Here is a 16,134-nt window from a genome sequence, read left to right on the forward strand (position 1 = left end):
GCAGCCAGCAGGTCAGATGGACGCGTTTCGGCGGCGCGCACGCAGGCTTGCCGCGCCGGCGAGCACGCTGGTGAAAGGAGAACTCGAGACCCGGCCCGAGGGCGCCCGGCGGCGTTGGCGCAGCGTGGATTCCGGGTAGCGGGCGGTGGCGGTGTGCCAGGCGAGATTGCCCGCGAGATATTCGCGGAGGCGGCGGACATGGTTCAGCACGGCCGCGCGGGTTTCCTCGGGAAGTCGGTAGTCGGTGAAGAAGCCGGGGAGTTCGTCCCGGGTCAGGTGCTCGAACTGCCGGAGCCGTTCCTCGGCCAGGTCGGCGACGATGTCGCGGGCCGCTTCGCGCGAGCAGTGCAGGAAGGATTCGGTGAGATAGACGAGGTTGTGATGCTCGCCGTCGTACTCGATCTCCTTCTGATAGGAGTAGAGGTCGTTCACGAGCGCGGCATGATCGTAGGCCGAATGCTCAAGTTGCCGAATGACACTCGCGTCGGCAATATCGGGATGCACTGTGCTCGAGCTGGTTCCGAGCGCCGCGAGGACCGCGCCACCGAAGGCGCGGCGGCGGTTGTCCAGGTAGTCGACCGGGTCCGGAATGCGGCGGCGGGATTCGTTCTCCAGCACCGATTCCCACGCCGTGATCATCTCCAGCAGCGCCGTGTGCAGCCGGCGGCGGCCGTGCGCGTCCGAGGCGGAGGCCGTCGAGTGCCACAGTTCCCGGAAGCCGTGTTCGAGGGGCGTGACCGGTGCGGCGGAGCCGTCGGTGAGCTGGGTCCGCAAGCGGCGCAGTTGTTCCCGTCCGCCCACCGGTTCGGCGCGGAAGACCTGGGAGAGCAGGTCTCCGGCGTAGAACCCCCAGGCGCACCAGCGCGCCCGGCGCACGAGTTCGCCGACGGTGGCATCACTGTCGGTCAGCGCGGCCAGGGCGGCGAAATCGTCCCGCCGCACCGATTCGGGCGTCCAGCCCGCACGCACATCCAGCATGCCCTTACCGGACAACCATTCCGGCAGATCGGCGCGCGCCGTGGCCAGGTGCGGATTGACCGTCACCGGATACGGCATGGACAGCGCGCCGACCGGCAACTGACCTGGCGTACGCGGCGGGGGCACCTGCTGATTCACCAGTATCCGCAGCCCGGGCCGCAGCCGGGCGACCCCGCTGCCGAGCCCGGCCGGACCGGTCGCCACACCGCGGTTCATGTACCGGCTGGAGCGCAGATGCCATTCGTGGCCACCGGACTGCCAATCCTGCAAGCCGCGCACGTACCGCGCGACCGCGAGCTGTTCGGCGGCCGTCGCGCCGTGTTCCAGGAACAGTTGCGGCACATCGACTTCGGCGGTGTCCTCGAACTGCCGCAGCCGCGAGGTGATCAGATCGTTGACCAGATCCGCCGCGCGCTGGGTCGGCAAGCCCAGAAAGCGCTCCAGCACCAGCACCAGGTTGGCGTTCTCCCCCTCGACCCGCACCTCGCGCTCGTAGGAGAACAGGTCGTTGCGCAAATGCACCGCGTCGGAGAAGGTTTCGCACAGCACGTGCAGGGGCCGGGTATCGGCGAACCGGTCCGGCACCTCCGCCTCGGCCGCGAACTCGACCAGATTGGCCGACCACGGCGCACCCCCCACCCGCCTGCGCATCTCGAGATACTCGATGGGGTTGGCGACCCGCTCGCGCACGATATTGTCCAGCTCCCACAGGGATTCGACCATGAGATTGTGGGTGCTGCGCCGCATCCGCCGCCGCCAGTCCGCGGTCATGGCGGGCAGGGTGCGCAGCCAGCAGTCGAGCAGTCCGGCCTCGGAGGCATTGGCGGGTTCCGGTGCGGCACAGCCGGGTTCGGGCATGAACGCCTGTAGCCGTTCCAGATAGCGGACGGCCTCCACGCGCTGCTGGGGTTGTTTGAACTCGGCGAGGAAGTAGTCGTCGAAGTAGAAGACCCAGATGTACCACTCGGTGACCAGCGCCAGGGTGTCGGCGTCGCATTCGGGATGGGTGTAGGCGCACAGCAGCGCGTAGTCCATCCGCGCCAAAGTCTCGACATCCCAGATGGGTTGGCCGCCGGGCCCGGGTTCGTCGTGCATGCCCAGGCGCTGCGCCCAGGCGGCTGCGTGTTCGCGGGCGTGGTCGAGATGGGGGTTGAGGCGGGGCGGGTGCGGAAGATAGAACTCGGGCAATCTGAAGGGCTGCATACGGGGCCCTCTCGCTAGCTGCGACAACGTGATCGGCGTCACATCATGGTAAAGCCCGGTTGCCGGATCGCCAATACTTCGCTGGGGTTCCAACCGACCGGTATTAACGACGCGACTAACCTGGTCCGAGCGCCATCCCGGACCCGCGACCCGCAGGAGAACAGCCATGCCACAGCCCGCCCAGGACCGCGCCGCCATCTTGAAGCGGCTGGCCGCCCACGGACCGGTCCGCGTCATCGTCGCCGGCGGCGGCACCGGCGGGCACACCTATCCCGCGGTGGCGGCGGTACGCGCACTGCGCGATCTCGCCGCCGAGGCCGACACCACCGCCGAGGTGCTGTGGGTCGGCACCCCCGACAGCCTGGAGCAGCGCGTCGCGGCCGAGAACGAGGTGACCTTCACCGGCATCAAAGCGGGCAAGCTGCGCCGCGATCGCAATCCGCTGAAGATGATCAACGCCGCCAATGCCAAAGACGCCGCACGGGTTCCGGCCAGCGTGCTCATCGCCCAGGGCGTGGTGCGCGGCTTCCGGCCCGATGTGGTGCTGTGCACCGGCGGGTACGTGTGCGCGCCCATCGGGCTCGCGGCGGCGCTGCGGCGCAAGCCCCTGGTGATCCACGAACAGACCACCGGCATCGGCAAGGCGAACCTGCTGCTGGCCCGGCTGGCCGACCGCATCGCGCTCAGCTCGGAGGCGTCGCGGCAGCTGCTGCCCGGTCGCACCCGCGAGCGCGCCGTGGTCACCGGCAATCCGATTCGCCCGGTGCTCACCACCGGCGACGCGGAAGCCGCTGTGCCCGCGCTGAATTGGACCGGGTACACGCCCGGCCTGCCGACCGTGTACATCACCGGCGGCGCGCAGGGCGCGGTGCAGATCAACGATCTGATCGACAGCCTGCTGCCGAACCTGCTGGACCACGCCAATGTGATTCACCAGTGCGGGCGGTTGTCCTTCGAACAGGTCAAGGAACGCGCCGCCACGCTGCCCGCCGAATTGCGGGGCCGCTACCTGGTGCGCGACTTCCTCGGCCCGGAGCTCCCACACGTGCTGGCGCTGGCCGATGTGCTCGTATCCCGTTCCGGCGCGGGCACTCTCGCCGAGATCACCACGCTCGGCAAGCCGTCGATCCTCATCCCCTACCCGCATTCGGTGGGCGGCGAGCAGATCCGCAATGCGCGCATCCTCGCCGATCAGGGCGGGGCGCGGGCGTTGATCGGTCCCGAGGCCACCGCCGAGAACCTCAGCAACGCGCTGACCGAACTGCTCTCGCAGCCCGAGGCCCGGCGCGCGGTGTCGGCAGCGGCCAAGTCCGTGGGACATCCCGACGCGGCCGAGCAGCTCGCGTTGACAGTGCTCGGACTCGCCGCCCCCTGATACTGCGACGGCCTTCCCGTCATTCCGGCATGCTTTCAGCCGGAATCCACACGGTTCGATGAGCGTGGATCCCGGCTGAGAACATGCCGGGACGACGAGTGCTGAGAGGGCACTGAGAGGTTGCACCGACCGGCGCGGAAACAGGTAGGGTCGATGGTGTCAGCAAGTTCTCGGTTATTCCGAGAGATTGGAGATGCCATGCAAATCCACGTTTTCGCCGACAAGCACATCGGCGGCGGCCCGGCACTCATTCGCGAAGCGGAAGACACCATCACCACCGCGCTCGATCGCTTCGCCGAGCAGCTCACTCGGGTAGAAGCCCACATCACCGACGTCAACGGTCACAAGGGTGGATCCGAGGACAAGCAGTGCACGCTGGAGGCGCGACCCAAGGGCCAGCCGCCGGTCGCCACCACCCACCGCGCGGGAACCGCCGAGGACGCCTTCGCCGGCGCCGCCGACAGCATGGCGCACCTGCTCGACAGCCGATTCGGCCGCTTGCATCACGCCAAGGGCGGCGAATCCATCAGGTATCTCACGGCCGACTGAGCCGCCCGCCGGGCCGCACCGCCTATCCGCCGCTGACCGACAGCAGGTGGAAGGTGGTGCGGCCCGCGCGCCCGAAGTTGTTGTCCGCCACGATGATCAGCGATCGGGAGCCGTCCGCCAGGCGCGGCCCCCAGGTCATGCCCTCGACGCATTGCGGGTCGATGCCGGCGGCGCGGAAATCGAAGAGCAGTCGCTTGCTCATCGGCTCGGCGTCGGCCGGGGCCGCAGCCTTGCCCGTCACCGGATCGGCTCCGGCGGTAAAGGTTTCGTAGATGCGGCCGGTGAAACCCAGGACCGGCAGCACTCCGCGCTCCAGGGTGAGATAGCGGTCGCCGCCGAGCGAGAGGATCTCGGAAACACCTGCGGAGGAGGCGATTTCACCGAGTCCGACACGCCCGACCGGGTAGATGTATTCGGCGATATCCTGCCCACTCCCCCGGCCCAACCGCACCAGCCGGGAACGGCTCTCGGCCTCCGACGAAGCCGCCGGCCCGTCCTGGACCAGAGCGTTCTCGCTCACCGCGACCACGGTGGAGCCGCCGTCGACCAGCTCCATCCCCTCCAGGCCGAGATTGTCGCGGATACCCGAAATCTGTTGCCCGGCAGCGTCGGTGCGCGGCGTGAAGGCTTCCGGCAGCGGCACCTCACGGGTGAAGGCCCCGTCCAGGCCGGCCTGCCGGACGAATCCGGGCTGACCGACCTTGGCCTCGCCCTCGCTGGTGTAGACGAAACCCTGATGATCCGGCGTCCACCGGATCGCCTCGGGATCGATGGTGCGGGCCGCGTACGGCGACCCGTCCTTGTCGAGAAGCTCGATGAGACTACGGAATTCGGGCATACCCAGCTTGCCGTCCGGGGTGATCGGCATGCTCAGCGTGTAGGCCCGCGCCGGACCTTCCTCACCCCGGTTGTCGCTGATGGCCAGGTAGCTGTCGCCTTCGGCCCAGTAGTCCAGCCCCGACAGCCCGCCGACCCGATATCCGCCGAACCGATAGTCGTCGCCGAGGGTGAGCTGATCGAGATGGCGCACGGTGAGCGCGTCCTCGACCGCCCCGTTCTCACCCGTCGCCACACCCGACGCACCGGCCGTACCGAGAACCACCGCGAGTGCCACAGCCATGGCGCGCATACCGCTCATGCCTGAGTTCATATCAAAGGGAATCGAACACGAGCCCCCGCGGGGGTTACGGCAGCAGACCGAGACGGCGGGCGCGGACCACGGCTTCGTGACGATTGTGCGCGCCGAGTTTGGTCATGGCGCTGCGCAGATAGCTTTTCACCGTTTCCGCGCGTACGGAAAGGCGTTGGGCGGCTTCGGCATTGGTGCAGCCGAGGGCTATCTGGGCGAGGACGTCGAGTTCGCGCGGGGCCAGGGTGACCGCGTGGTCGGGGGCGGCGACACCGGAGACCAGGCGGGCCAGGCGAGCCGAGACGTCTCGGAGCTGGGTGCGGGCGCGGGCATCGGAGATGGTCTGGGTGATGCCGCGCAGCTCCGCGTGCAGGTCGCGGAGTTCCTCGGTGACCACGGCGTTCGCTCCCGCGGCCTCGCGGGCCAGATGGAGCTGTACGCGCCGGTCCACTTCGTCGCGAATGGCCAGTTCGACGCTGAGCCTGCGACCGGCCTGCACCATCTCGTCCGCGACGCGATCGCCGATCGGCGTGGATTCCCGGTTGGCGACGTACAGGACCGCACGCGCCTGCCCCGCCACCACCACCGGTACCGCGACCACCGCGCGCAAGCCCTCGCCGAGCACGGGACCGTCGTAGTGGTGGGTGATGGTCGAGGCCGAGCGGTAATCCGCCACCGACCTGGGCTTACCCGACGCGACGACGCTGCCGCCGAGACCGGAGCTGGGCGCGACCGCGAGCCCCCGCATCCCGTTGGTCCGGGTGCCGACGAACTCGCTGAGCACCAGCGTCCCGTCCTGCACCGCACCCCCGAAGACCACCGGCATCTTCGAGACGCCGGCCAATTTTCGCAGTTCGGCCCGGAGCGCGTCGCCATCGCTGGGACGCAGCAGGCCGTGGGAGCCGGGGGTCATCGGGTACACCCTTCCGGGGGTAGTCGGGGTTCTGATGTGATGTGGATCCTATCCAAGTGAGCGAGAGCATGGACCGGCTCCGGCCGGTGAGCTATACCCATGGCGCATGGGATGTGCCGTTACTGGGCGACACCATCGGAGCCGACCTGGATCGGACGGCGGCCGCGCACCCCGAGCGCGACGCCCTGATCGACTGCACCACCGGCCTGCGCTGGACCTATCGCGAGTTCGTGGCCGAGGTGGACGCGCTGGCGCTGGGGCTGCTGGCGGCGGGGCTGGGCAAGGGCGACCGGGTGGGCATCTGGGCGCCCAACTGCCCGCAGTGGACCTTGACGCAGTACGCGACCGCCAAAATCGGTGCGGTGCTGGTGAACATCAATCCGGCCTACCGATCGCACGAATTGCGGTATGTGCTGCGGCAGGCCGGGATTCGGGCGCTGGTGGCCGCACCGTTCTTCAAGACCTCCGATTACGCGGCCATGATCGAACAGGTGCGGCCGGAATGCCCGGAGCTGGAGCAGGTGCTGCTGCTGGATTCGCCGGAGTGGGACGGACTGTTCACCACCGGGCGGGCCGCCGATCCCCGGACGCTGGCGACGGCCCAGGCGAAGCTGTCGGCGGACGATCCGATCAATATCCAATACACTTCGGGCACAACGGGTTTCCCCAAGGGCGCGACGCTCAGCCATCACAATATCCTCAACAACGGATACTTCGTGGGCGAGCTGTGCGGCTACACCGAGCAGGACCGCATCTGCATTCCGGTGCCGTTCTATCACTGCTTCGGCATGGTGATGGGCAATCTGGCCGCCACCAGCCACGGGGCGGCGATGGTCATCCCCGCCCCGTCGTTCGATCCGCGCGCGACACTGGAAGCCGTTGCGTCCGAACGCTGTACGTCGCTGTACGGCGTGCCGACCATGTTCATCGCCGAACTCGCCGATCCGGATTTCGACGCCTACGACCTGTCCAGCCTGCGCACCGGCATCATGGCCGGATCGCCGTGCCCGGTGGAGGTGATGAAGCAGGTCATCGAGCGAATGGGGATGCGCGAGGTGAGCATCTGCTACGGCATGACCGAGACCTCCCCGGTCTCCACCCAGACCCGCCGCGGCGACAGCCTGACCCAGCGCACCGCCACCGTCGGGCGGGCCGGGCCGCATATCGAGATCAAAATCGTGGATCCGGTCTCCGGCCTGACGGTGCCGCGCGGGGAACCCGGCGAACTCTGCACTCGCGGCTATTCGGTCATGCTCGGCTATTGGAACGATGCCGAGAAGACCGCCGAGGCAATCGATTCCGCCCGCTGGATGCACACCGGCGACCTCGCCACCATGGACGCGGACGGGTATGTCGCGATCACCGGCCGGATCAAGGACATGGTGATCCGGGGCGGTGAGAACATCTACCCACGGGAGATCGAGGAGTTCCTCTACACTCACCCCGACATCCTCGACGCCCAGGTGATCGGCGTGCCCGACGCCAAATACGGCGAGGAGCTCATGGCTTGGCTCCGGTTGCGAGAGGGCGCGCCGGAACTGACCGTGGAGGCCCTGCGCGCCTATTGCGCCGGGCGGCTCGCGCATTTCAAAATTCCCCGCTACGTGCACATCGTCGATGAATTCCCGATGACCGTGACCGGCAAGATCCGCAAGATCGAGATGCGCGAGATCGCCGCACGACTGCTCGGCCGGTCCAGCCAGGAGGGCGCATGACCGCCAATACCGCCGCCTACCGCAGCGCCCGCGACCAACTGCTGGCCGCCGCAACCGATTACGACGCCGCGCTGCGCACCTTCACCTGGCCGCGGCTGACCGGATCGTTCAACTGGGCCCTGGACTGGTTCGACGTGATCGCCCGCGGCAATGACCGCCCGGCGCTGTGGATCGTCGAGGAGGACGGGCGCGAGCAGCGAATCAGCTTCGACGAGATGGCGATTCGCTCCGACCGCGTGGCCGCCTGGCTGGCCGGGCTGGGCGTGGGCAAGGGCGATCGGGTGATGCTCATGCTCGGCAATCAGGTCGAGCTGTGGGAGGCCATGCTGGCGGTGGCCAAGCTGGGTGCGGTCATCATGCCGACCACCGGGGCGCTGGGTCCGGCCGATCTGATCGATCGAATCGAGCGTGGCGGAGCGCGTTTCGTCATCGCCAATGCCGCCGATACCCCGAAGTTCGACGCGGTGCCGGGCGAGTACACGCGAATCGTGGTGGGCGAGGCGGTATCCGGATGGCGGGACTACGCCGACGCCGCCGACGTCGAACCGACAGGTCCGTTCGAATCGGTGACCGAGGTCGACGATCCGCTGCTGGTGTACTTCACCTCCGGCACCACCAGCAAGCCGAAGATGGTGCAGCACTCCCAGATCAGTTACCCGGTCGGGCATTTGACCACCATGTATTGGCTGGGGGTTCGCCCCGGCGACACCCATCTGGCCATCAGCGCACCGGGGTGGGCCAAACACGCCTGGAGCTGCTTCTTCACCCCCTGGCTGGCCGAGGCAACGATTTTCGTTTACAACTACAGCCGTTTCGATGCCAGTTCGTTGCTGAACCAACTACGGCGCGCCGATGTGAATACCTTCTGTGCGCCGCCTACGGTGTGGCGCATGCTCATTCAGGCGGACCTCGGCGAACGGCCCGCTAGCTTGCGCGAAATCCTCGGCGCGGGTGAGCCACTCAACCCGGATGTGATCGCACAGGTCGAAAAGTCCTGGGGTCTCACCATTCGCGACGGGTTCGGACAGACGGAAACCACACTCCAGGTTGGTAATACGCCCGGACAGCCACTCAAGCCCGGTTCCATGGGCCGGCCCGCACCCGGGGTACCGGTGGTGCTGGTGGATCCCATCACCGGACAGCTTTCCGACGAAGGCGAGATCTGCCTGGACCTGTCCGCCGCGCCGGTGAACCTGATGAGCGGGTACCTCGGCGATCCGGAACGCAATGCCGCGGTCATGGCCGGCGGCTACTACCACACCGGCGATGTGGCGAGCCGCGACGCGGACGGATACATCACCTACATCGGCCGCACCGACGACGTCTTCAAATCCTCCGACTACAAGGTCTCGCCGTTCGAGCTGGAGAGCGTGCTCATCGAACATCCGGCCGTGGTCGAGGCCGCGGTGGTGCCGCAGCCCGACGACACCCGGCTGGCGGTGCCCAAGGCGTACGTGGCGCTGGCCGCCGGATGGCAGCCGGACGCCGAAACCGCCCGCGCCATCTTCGAATACGCGCGCGATCACCTGGCCCCCTACCTACGCGTGCGCCGGGTCGAATTCACCGAGCTACCCAAGACCATCTCCGGCAAGATCCGCCGGGTCGACCTGCGCCGTCGCGAGGACGACGCGCACGCCGCCGGGCAACCCATCCCCACCGAGTTCCGCTACGAGGACGTTCTCACCGACAACAAGCCCTAACCCGCCGCAAACCATCCCTACGAGAATTGGAGCCTTCGAGTGCCCCACACGCTGGAAACCGCCACCGCTTTTGTCATCGCCGAGCTGGAAGCCAAGGGCACGGCGCGCGCCGACGACTTCGACGTGCGCGCCATCGTCGACGCGACGCACAACATCACGGAGACATGGGATTTCCATCTGGTGGATCGCCGGAGGTTCTGGGGGATCGCGGCCACCTTCCTGCGGCCGTGACGCCCGGCGCGCCACCACGCCGGTGACGGTGGCCGCAGTTCGGCGAATTCCCGGGGATTGCCCGGGATTTCGCCGCAACATAGCTCTATGCACACCTCCGACACGGTCTTGATGCCCCGCTTCATCCTGTCTCGTGCGGCTGCGGCGGGAATCGATCCGAACAAGCTGGCCCGGCAGGCCGGCATGCCAGACTGGTTACTGAGCGATAGCAACGCTCGTGTCCCGAGCCACTACTACCCGCGACTGTGGGAACTGCTGGAACACGAACTCGGAGACCCGGATACGACGCTGCGGGTGGTGGGCGGATACCGGGTCGGCGAGCTCGGGCTCTTCGACTACCTGATCTCCACCGCCAATACCCTCGGGGAAGGGCTCGGGGTGGTGGGGCCCTACGTCGGGGCGGTGAGCACCAATTTCCGGATGGACGCCGGCGAGCAGACCGAGACCGAATCCACCTTCAATCTGTACATGATCAATGCCGAGGGGCACGGCCGCGATCTGTCCGTGCAATCCTCGCTCGGCATTCTGGTCTCGCGCATCCGGCAGGTGACCGGGCGGCCCATCGACCCGGTGCGGATGACGTTCCAGCAGCGCGCGCCCCGCTCCACCGCGGCCTTCCGCGAGCATTTCGGCACCGCGGAACTGGATTTCGCGGCGCCGGTCAACAGCATGACCTATCGGCTCACCGACTTCGAACTGCCGCAGGTCACCGCCGATCCGATGCTGGCGGCGGTGCTGCGCCGCTATGCCGCCGGCATGCCCCCACCTCCGCCACGCGCCACCGAATGGCCGGACCGGGTCGCATCGGTATTGGAAAAGGCGCTGCACCAAGGTGATCCGGCGCTCGACGAGGTGGCGCGGCGGCTCTTCACCAGTGCGCGCACGCTGCAACGACGGCTCACCGAATCCGGCACCACCTGGCGGCTGGAGGTGGAGCGCGCCCGCAAACGCCATCTCGAGCAACTTGAGTCGGCCGCCGAAACGCCGTGAACACCTCCTCGGAATGGGCCGACAGCATTCTCATGGCCCGGTTCGTACTGAACCGGGCCGCCCGGGCGGGTCTGGATCCGGATGCGCTGGCTCGCCAGGTCGGCGTGCCGAATTGGGCGGAGGGCGGCGAAGATACGCGCGTCGCGAACAAGGTGTGCGTGCGCCTGTGGGAGCTGGTGGAGGAGCGGACCGGCAATGCGGAGATCGCCCTGCACTCGGCCGACAACAGCACGCCCGGGGAACTGGGCTTGCTGGAATACCTGTTCCTGTCCGCGGATACGCTCGGCCAGGCGCTGATCGCGTGTATTCGCTACTGCGGGTGCCTGACCACCAGTTACAGCCTGCTGATCGGTGAGCACAGCGACGACGAGGTGAGTTTCGAGCTGCTCACCGTGACCGAGGAGTGCCGGGGGCGGGAGCTGTTGGTGCACTCCGCCTTCGCGCTGCTGATCACCCGTAGTCGTTGGGCCACGCGCAATCACGTCGATCCGGTGCGAATCACGCTGCGGCAGCGGGCGCCCGCCGATCACAGTGCGTTCCACGAGCTCTTCGGCACCGCCACAGTCGAATTCGGGGCCGCCTCCGATGCCATCACCTTCCAGACCCGGGATCTGGCGCTGCCCATGAAGACCGCCGATCCCGACCTGACCGGCGTGCTCACCGGCTACGCCGCGGCCATGCCCGCACCGTTGCGCTTCATGGTCACCTGGGCCGAACGCCTGGCCGCGGCCCTGGACGCCGCGCTCGACGACGGCACCGCCACGCTGGAAGTCGTGGCGCGCCGCCTGCACACCTCGCCGCGCTCACTGCAACGCCGGCTCGCCGAAGCCGGCACCAGCTGGCGGCGCGAGCTCGATCAGGCCCGGCGCCGGCGACTGGAGGAAGCCACCCACCTGTCCCGCGCGCGCCAGGCCGAACTGCTCGGTTATGCCGACCCCGCCGCGCTGCGCCGGGCCGCCCAGCGCTGGAACCTCAGCGACGGCACCTGATCGGCCGGTATCGATCCGGCACCAAAACCGCACTGCCGCCCCGACTTCCGGCAACCACCCGGCAAAATTTTGGCGTGTCCCCCTGCGCTTTGGCGCTTTCGGAACTCCCCAACCCCCTATACGCCCCCGACACTGAACGAAACGCCCCTCGACCCCACGGCGAACGATCGGAGCTTGGCATGCCACACACCCCGGAATCCGCCACCGCCTACGTGATCACGGCACTCGAGGCCAAAGGGACCGCTACCCGAGACGATTTCGACGTCCCCGGCATCGTCACCGCAACCCACAATCTGACCCAATCCTGGGACTTCCACATCCTCGACCGCCGCATGTTCTGGAACATCGCGTCCAGCTTCCTACGGGTCTAGCCCATCCAGGTGGGTGGCGATGCGCTGCAACAGCTCCATCAGCACCGCGTGCTCGTCCGGGGAAACGCAATCCATCATGCGGAGGCGCAGTTCACCCGTGGCGGCGGAGATGCGTTCGTGGGCAGCGCGTCCCGCCGGGGTGAGGGTCACCACCTCGACGGCGGTCAGATCCACCCAGCCCCGCGCGATGAGCCGGTCCACATGCGGCCGCATGGTGGGTTCGGCCTCGGAGCGGAACGCGGACATGGTGTAGTCGACCTCGCCGAGCGTGATCGCGCCGTAGGAGATGGTGTTGAAAACCTGCCAGGTGCGGCGGTCCAGATCGTCGGCCGCGAGCAGTCGGTCGAGCGCGGCCTCGATGGACTCGTCGAGCTGGCGCAGCCAGTACCCGAGTGGACGCTGAGCGCGGACATCGGCGAGCTGAGCACGGTCGTTCATCGAGCTCCTTCGGTGGTGCGGTCGGCCCTCCGGTTCAGGTAATCACGCGGATACGGGATCCGGCATCGGACATGTGCCCCATTTCGGGGTGGTCAGCGGGGGCGGTTACGCATCGGAGGAATTCGATGACCCGGCCGCCGGCGAGCCGCCCTCGCCGAGCGCGGCCATCAGCTGGTCTTCGGTGATCGGCGGCACCGGGAGCGGGTGCGCGGCGGCGGCGCGCAGGCCGTCGAGCGTGAGGGCGAGGTGGCGGCGCCAGGCGGCGGGGGCGATGCGGGCGGTGGCTTCGACGATTCGGGTGTGGGACCAGGTGATGAAGGCGATGTCCTCGAGCACCCAGTCGGTGCGCAGGACGCCGGATCGCTGTGCGCGGGTGATGATTTCGCGCATCTTGGCATGCCCCTCGGCGCGGGCGCGGGCGACCGCGGGGCCGGGGGCGGCCCGGACGGCGAGTTCGTTGAGGAGACGGTCGCTCGCCTGAAGCTCGCAGATCTTCTCGACGAGGTAGACGAAGGAGTCCCAGGGGTCCGGGATTTCCAGGGCACGGTCGGCGATGCGTTCGCCGGCTTCGATGCGGTCTTCGACGGCGGCCGCGATCAGGTCGTCGCGGGTGGGGAAGCGGTTGTAGAGCGTGCCGATGGCCACGCCCGCACGGGCGGCGATCTCCTTGAGCGGGGCGTCGAGTCCGCGTTCGGTGAAGACCTCGCGGGCCGCGCTCACCAGGGCGTCGCGATTGCGGCGTGCGTCCAGGCGCAGCGGCTTGTTCTCGGACATTCGCCGATCCTACAAATCCGGGCGCGACTTTAAGTTGAGCATTGGTTCAAGTTAGTGCTAGCGTCGGCACTACAACTTGAACCTCCACTCAACTTAATGAGGCAGTCATGGCAAAAACCATCGCCATCTTCGGATTCGGGCCCGGTCTGGGCATGGGGGTCGCTCGCGTCTTCGGGCGCGCGGGCTTCCGGATCGCTGTGATCGGGCGGCGGGCCGACCGGGCCGAACAGCATGTGCGGGAGTTGGCCGGCGAGGGCATCGAGGCCGCTGCGTTCCCCGCCGATGTCACCGATCCGGCGCAGATCGACGCGACCGTGGCCGCGATCCGGTCGGGTCTCGGGGAGATCGACGTGGCGCTGCACGGTGCGGCCGGTGAGATGACCGACCGGATACCCAGCACGCTCGAACTGGATGTGCCGGGGCTGCGAGTTCCCATGGCGCTCAAGGTGCATTCGCCGATCCTGATGACCCGGGCGCTGGCGCCGGCCATGATCGCGCGGGGCGAGGGGGCGCTGTTGTTCTCGTCGGGGTCGTCGCCGGACACGCCGATGCCCTACCTGTCGAACTTCGGTGTGGCGCTGGCCGCGCAGCGCGGGTACGTCCAGCAGCTCGCGGCGGAATTGCAGGGCACCGGGGTCTATGCCGGGGTGCTCGATATCGGCGTGCTCATCGGCGACAGCCGGGCCGAGCAGCTGCTGGACGCGCATCCCGAGCTGGCGCCCGCGGGTATCGAGATCGCACGCATGACCAATACCGAACTGGGCGAACACTATTGGCGCATGTACACCGAACGCGACCGGGTCGAGGTCGGCGTCGGGTTCTGATCAGAGCGGCAGCTCGTAGCGGTGGAAACGGGCCGAGATGTCGAGGCCGGCCAGCTCGAGAGCGCTGCGGATCGGGTCGTCGTCGAATTCGAAGACGCGCAGCACCAGCACGTGCGGCATCTCGTCGTGCAGTTCGGTGATGAGCGCGCCGGTCAGGCCGGCCAGCGCCAGCGGTTCGATATCGCCGTAGGCGAAGCCCTCGCCGCCATTGATGTACGCCTCGCTGCCCAGGATCGAGGTGGTGATGGTGGCGATCGGCCCGGCCGATTCCGGATCCAGCAGGGCCACCGCGAGCACATGACCGGGCGGGTCCGAGGATTCGGCCAGCGCCTGTAGGACGCAGTCGAGCGGGGCCGCCTGCGCGATCCGCTCCGGCGGAATCCAGCTGCGCGGCTCCGCGGTCCACAGTCGCGCGTACTCCTCCTCGACCTTGGCGCCGAGCAGGCCCGCGGCCACGCCCTCCGGGCCGGTGTCCGCGCCGCTCCAGACCAGTGCGGGCAATCCGGCCGCCCGCGCCTGCTCGGCGGCCCCGGTGAGCAGGGCCAGTACCACGGCCTCCTCCTCGCCGGTGGCGGTCTCGAAGTCGTAGTGGCCGAGCTGAATGCGGCGGACGTAGCGGGCGGCGTAGAGGACTTCGGCTTCGGCCGTGCCGAATTCGCCGCGATGCAGTTCGGCCCAGCCGACCAGTTCACCGCTGCGGCGGGCGGCGACGATACCGATGCGATCCGGATCGGCGACCGGTTGCAGGTTCTCGAGATCGGCCAGTCCGGCCACGCCGGCCAGTTCACTCGCGAGGCGCAGCCCGGTACCCGGATGCGTATCCCATTCGAGCGTTATGTCCACCCCCGCACCCTAACTTCGAATTCGCCGAAAGTTAGCCAATTGCCCCGGCCAGGCGCGAGCTACCGCGCGGCGTGCTGCCGGGGCGGCCGGAAGCGCGAGGCCCGGACGCATCGCCGCGCCGGGCTCAGGCTTCGCGGCGGGCTTTGGCACGTCGTTTGCCCTCGTGCATGGCCTGCACCCGGGCCACCGGAATGGTGTGGCCCTCGGCGAGCAGGTCGGCGGGAAGATCCTGCGGGGCGGGCATCTCCTCGGCCCACGGATCGCTGTCGCCGAGCAGCTTCGCGGCGCTGCGAACAGTGAAATCGTGCGGGTCGGCATCGGGCAGTTCGGACCAGCGCAGCGGGAAGGAGACGGTCGCGCCCGGGCGCACGCGCGGGCTGTAGGCGGCCACCACGGTCGCGCCGCCCGCGCGCGTGGAGTCGAGGAAGACCTTGCCGTGGCGGTCCTCCTTGATGAAGGCGGTGGTGGCCAGGGCCGGATCGAGGCGTTCGGCGCGGGCCGCGATGGCCCGGGTGGCGGCGGCCGCGTCCTCCAGCGAGACCGGGTTGACCGGGACGAAAATGTGCACGCCCTTGGAGCCGCTGGTCTTGACCGCGCCCGCCAGACCGTCATCGGCCAGAGCCTGGCGGATCAGCTCGGCGGCGCGCACCACCTCCCGGAACGATTGCGCCGGATCGGGATCGATATCCAGCACCAGATGGGTCTGGCTGCCCGAATAGTCGACCAGGCCCTCGGCGAGCAGCAGGGTGGTGTGGTACTCCACGGCCCGTTGATTGCCGAACCAGAGCAGCGTGCGCACATCATCGCAAAGGGCATAGGAGACTTCACGTTTCGAACTTCCCGCCCACATGGTGATGCGGTGCACCCACTCCGGGGTGTACTTGGGCAGGTTCTTCTGCATGAACGGCTCCTGCCCGGGACGCACCCGCACCACCGACAACGGCCGGTCGCGCAACTGCCGCACCAGGCGCTCGCCGATCACCTCCAGATAGTCGACGAGATCGCCCTTGGTGGCGTCCGCGCCGTCGAACAACGGAGAGTCCAGGCTGCTCAGCTTGATGCCCATCCGGACGTCATCACCCATCAGCCCACCCTGCGCCGCGATCGGAACC

16 protein-coding genes are annotated in these 16,134 nt (G+C 68.2%); 9 read left to right on the forward strand and 7 right to left on the reverse strand.

Annotation, left to right across the window (positions count from 1 at the left end; translation table 11 throughout):
• Positions 1–12: 12 nt before the first annotated feature.
• The gene (locus NI1_RS21760) at positions 13–2,181 is read right to left on the reverse strand and encodes a terpene synthase family protein (RefSeq protein WP_067824007.1); all 2,169 of its coding nucleotides are present in this window, start codon (positions 2,179–2,181) and stop codon (positions 13–15) included.
• A 166-nt stretch (positions 2,182–2,347) separates the two neighbouring features.
• Here NI1_RS21760 and NI1_RS21765 point away from each other — a divergent pair, with 166 nt between their 5' ends.
• Together NI1_RS21765 and NI1_RS21770 are read left to right on the forward strand one after the other, a co-directional pair.
• Positions 2,348–3,556, forward strand: coding sequence for a UDP-N-acetylglucosamine--N-acetylmuramyl-(pentapeptide) pyrophosphoryl-undecaprenol N-acetylglucosamine transferase (locus NI1_RS21765; RefSeq protein ID WP_067824010.1), 1,209 nt, complete (start codon positions 2,348–2,350; stop codon positions 3,554–3,556).
• 198 nt (positions 3,557–3,754) lie between these two features.
• Entirely contained in the window at positions 3,755–4,105 is a 351-nt protein-coding gene (locus NI1_RS21770; protein ID WP_067824013.1) for a ribosomal subunit interface protein, read from the forward strand.
• 22 nt (positions 4,106–4,127) lie between these two features.
• Here the strand turns inward: NI1_RS21770 and NI1_RS21775 are convergent, their stop codons facing one another.
• Both NI1_RS21775 and NI1_RS21780 read right to left on the reverse strand, forming a co-directional pair.
• Complete coding sequence (locus NI1_RS21775; RefSeq protein ID WP_067824016.1) at positions 4,128–5,243, reverse strand: esterase-like activity of phytase family protein; 1,116 nt, start codon at positions 5,241–5,243, stop codon at positions 4,128–4,130.
• Between the two features lie 46 nt (positions 5,244–5,289).
• Entirely contained in the window at positions 5,290–6,147 is an 858-nt protein-coding gene (locus tag NI1_RS21780; protein WP_067824019.1) for a helix-turn-helix transcriptional regulator, read from the reverse strand.
• A gap of 68 nt (positions 6,148–6,215) precedes the next feature.
• Here NI1_RS21780 and NI1_RS21785 point away from each other — a divergent pair, with 68 nt between their 5' ends.
• The 6 genes from NI1_RS21785 to NI1_RS21810 all read left to right on the forward strand — a co-directional run bounded on the left by NI1_RS21785 (position 6,216) and on the right by NI1_RS21810 (position 12,143).
• Positions 6,216–7,862 (forward strand): AMP-binding protein, encoded by a 1,647-nt coding sequence (locus tag NI1_RS21785; RefSeq protein ID WP_067824390.1) that lies wholly within the window; start codon positions 6,216–6,218, stop codon positions 7,860–7,862.
• Positions 7,859–9,562: an AMP-binding protein gene (locus tag NI1_RS21790; RefSeq protein WP_067824021.1), complete on the forward strand. Its 1,704-nt coding sequence runs from the start codon at positions 7,859–7,861 to the stop codon at positions 9,560–9,562. Before NI1_RS21785 ends, NI1_RS21790 begins: the two co-directional genes overlap by 4 nt.
• A gap of 39 nt (positions 9,563–9,601) precedes the next feature.
• Positions 9,602–9,793, forward strand: a complete 192-nt coding sequence (locus tag NI1_RS21795) for a hypothetical protein (RefSeq protein ID WP_067824024.1) — start codon at positions 9,602–9,604, stop codon at positions 9,791–9,793.
• Positions 9,794–9,880: 87 nt separating this feature from the next.
• Complete coding sequence (locus tag NI1_RS21800) at positions 9,881–10,783, forward strand: AraC family transcriptional regulator ligand-binding domain-containing protein (RefSeq protein WP_067824027.1); 903 nt, start codon at positions 9,881–9,883, stop codon at positions 10,781–10,783.
• On the forward strand, positions 10,780–11,772 hold the full coding sequence (locus tag NI1_RS21805) for an AraC family transcriptional regulator ligand-binding domain-containing protein (RefSeq protein ID WP_084523534.1): 993 nt from the start codon (positions 10,780–10,782) through the stop codon (positions 11,770–11,772). The genes NI1_RS21800 and NI1_RS21805 overlap by 4 nt, the downstream gene beginning before the upstream one ends.
• 179 nt (positions 11,773–11,951) lie before the next feature.
• The gene (locus NI1_RS21810; RefSeq protein WP_067824030.1) at positions 11,952–12,143 is read left to right on the forward strand and encodes a hypothetical protein; all 192 of its coding nucleotides are present in this window, start codon (positions 11,952–11,954) and stop codon (positions 12,141–12,143) included.
• Here NI1_RS21810 and NI1_RS21815 read toward each other — a convergent pair.
• Both NI1_RS21815 and NI1_RS21820 read right to left on the reverse strand, forming a co-directional pair.
• Positions 12,132–12,581 (reverse strand): MarR family winged helix-turn-helix transcriptional regulator, encoded by a 450-nt coding sequence (locus tag NI1_RS21815; protein ID WP_067824033.1) that lies wholly within the window; start codon positions 12,579–12,581, stop codon positions 12,132–12,134. The two genes, NI1_RS21810 and NI1_RS21815, sit on opposite strands and share 12 nt — an antisense overlap.
• A gap of 105 nt (positions 12,582–12,686) precedes the next feature.
• On the reverse strand, positions 12,687–13,355 hold the full coding sequence (locus NI1_RS21820; RefSeq protein WP_067824036.1) for a TetR/AcrR family transcriptional regulator: 669 nt from the start codon (positions 13,353–13,355) through the stop codon (positions 12,687–12,689).
• A gap of 107 nt (positions 13,356–13,462) precedes the next feature.
• Between NI1_RS21820 and NI1_RS21825 the strand changes: the two genes are divergently transcribed.
• Positions 13,463–14,179: an SDR family NAD(P)-dependent oxidoreductase gene (locus NI1_RS21825; RefSeq protein ID WP_067824039.1), complete on the forward strand. Its 717-nt coding sequence runs from the start codon at positions 13,463–13,465 to the stop codon at positions 14,177–14,179.
• Here NI1_RS21825 and NI1_RS21830 read toward each other — a convergent pair whose 3' ends face one another.
• Both NI1_RS21830 and NI1_RS21835 read right to left on the reverse strand, forming a co-directional pair.
• The gene (locus NI1_RS21830) at positions 14,180–15,022 is read right to left on the reverse strand and encodes a hypothetical protein (protein WP_067824042.1); all 843 of its coding nucleotides are present in this window, start codon (positions 15,020–15,022) and stop codon (positions 14,180–14,182) included.
• 124 nt (positions 15,023–15,146) lie between these two features.
• Positions 15,147–16,109 carry a DNA polymerase domain-containing protein gene (locus tag NI1_RS21835; protein ID WP_218026807.1) on the reverse strand — a complete coding sequence of 321 codons (963 nt, stop codon included), beginning with the start codon at positions 16,107–16,109 and terminating at the stop codon, positions 15,147–15,149.
• Between the last annotated feature and the right edge of the window lie 25 nt (positions 16,110–16,134).

The organism is Nocardia inohanensis NBRC 100128 (genome assembly GCF_001612945.1).
Classification (GTDB): Bacteria; Actinomycetota; Actinomycetes; order Mycobacteriales; family Mycobacteriaceae; genus Nocardia; species Nocardia inohanensis.

Bases quoted from the DNA above. Each gene is read 5' to 3' on its own strand.
- NI1_RS21825 (WP_067824039.1), top strand. From the start codon at position 13,463: ATGGCAAAAACCATCGCCATCTTCGGATTCGGGCCCGGTCTGGGCATG.
- NI1_RS21815 (WP_067824033.1), bottom strand. From the start codon at position 12,581: ATGAACGACCGTGCTCAGCTCGCCGATGTCCGCGCTCAGCGTCCACTC.
- NI1_RS21820 (WP_067824036.1), bottom strand. From the start codon at position 13,355: ATGTCCGAGAACAAGCCGCTGCGCCTGGACGCACGCCGCAATCGCGAC.
- NI1_RS21785 (WP_067824390.1), top strand. From the start codon at position 6,216: ATGGACCGGCTCCGGCCGGTGAGCTATACCCATGGCGCATGGGATGTG.
- NI1_RS21800 (WP_067824027.1), top strand. From the start codon at position 9,881: ATGCACACCTCCGACACGGTCTTGATGCCCCGCTTCATCCTGTCTCGT.
- NI1_RS21765 (WP_067824010.1), top strand. From the start codon at position 2,348: ATGCCACAGCCCGCCCAGGACCGCGCCGCCATCTTGAAGCGGCTGGCC.
- NI1_RS21775 (WP_067824016.1), bottom strand. From the start codon at position 5,243: ATGAGCGGTATGCGCGCCATGGCTGTGGCACTCGCGGTGGTTCTCGGT.
- NI1_RS21770 (WP_067824013.1), top strand. From the start codon at position 3,755: ATGCAAATCCACGTTTTCGCCGACAAGCACATCGGCGGCGGCCCGGCA.
- NI1_RS21780 (WP_067824019.1), bottom strand. From the start codon at position 6,147: ATGACCCCCGGCTCCCACGGCCTGCTGCGTCCCAGCGATGGCGACGCG.
- NI1_RS21810 (WP_067824030.1), top strand. From the start codon at position 11,952: ATGCCACACACCCCGGAATCCGCCACCGCCTACGTGATCACGGCACTC.
- NI1_RS21760 (WP_067824007.1), bottom strand. From the start codon at position 2,181: ATGCAGCCCTTCAGATTGCCCGAGTTCTATCTTCCGCACCCGCCCCGC.
- NI1_RS21790 (WP_067824021.1), top strand. From the start codon at position 7,859: ATGACCGCCAATACCGCCGCCTACCGCAGCGCCCGCGACCAACTGCTG.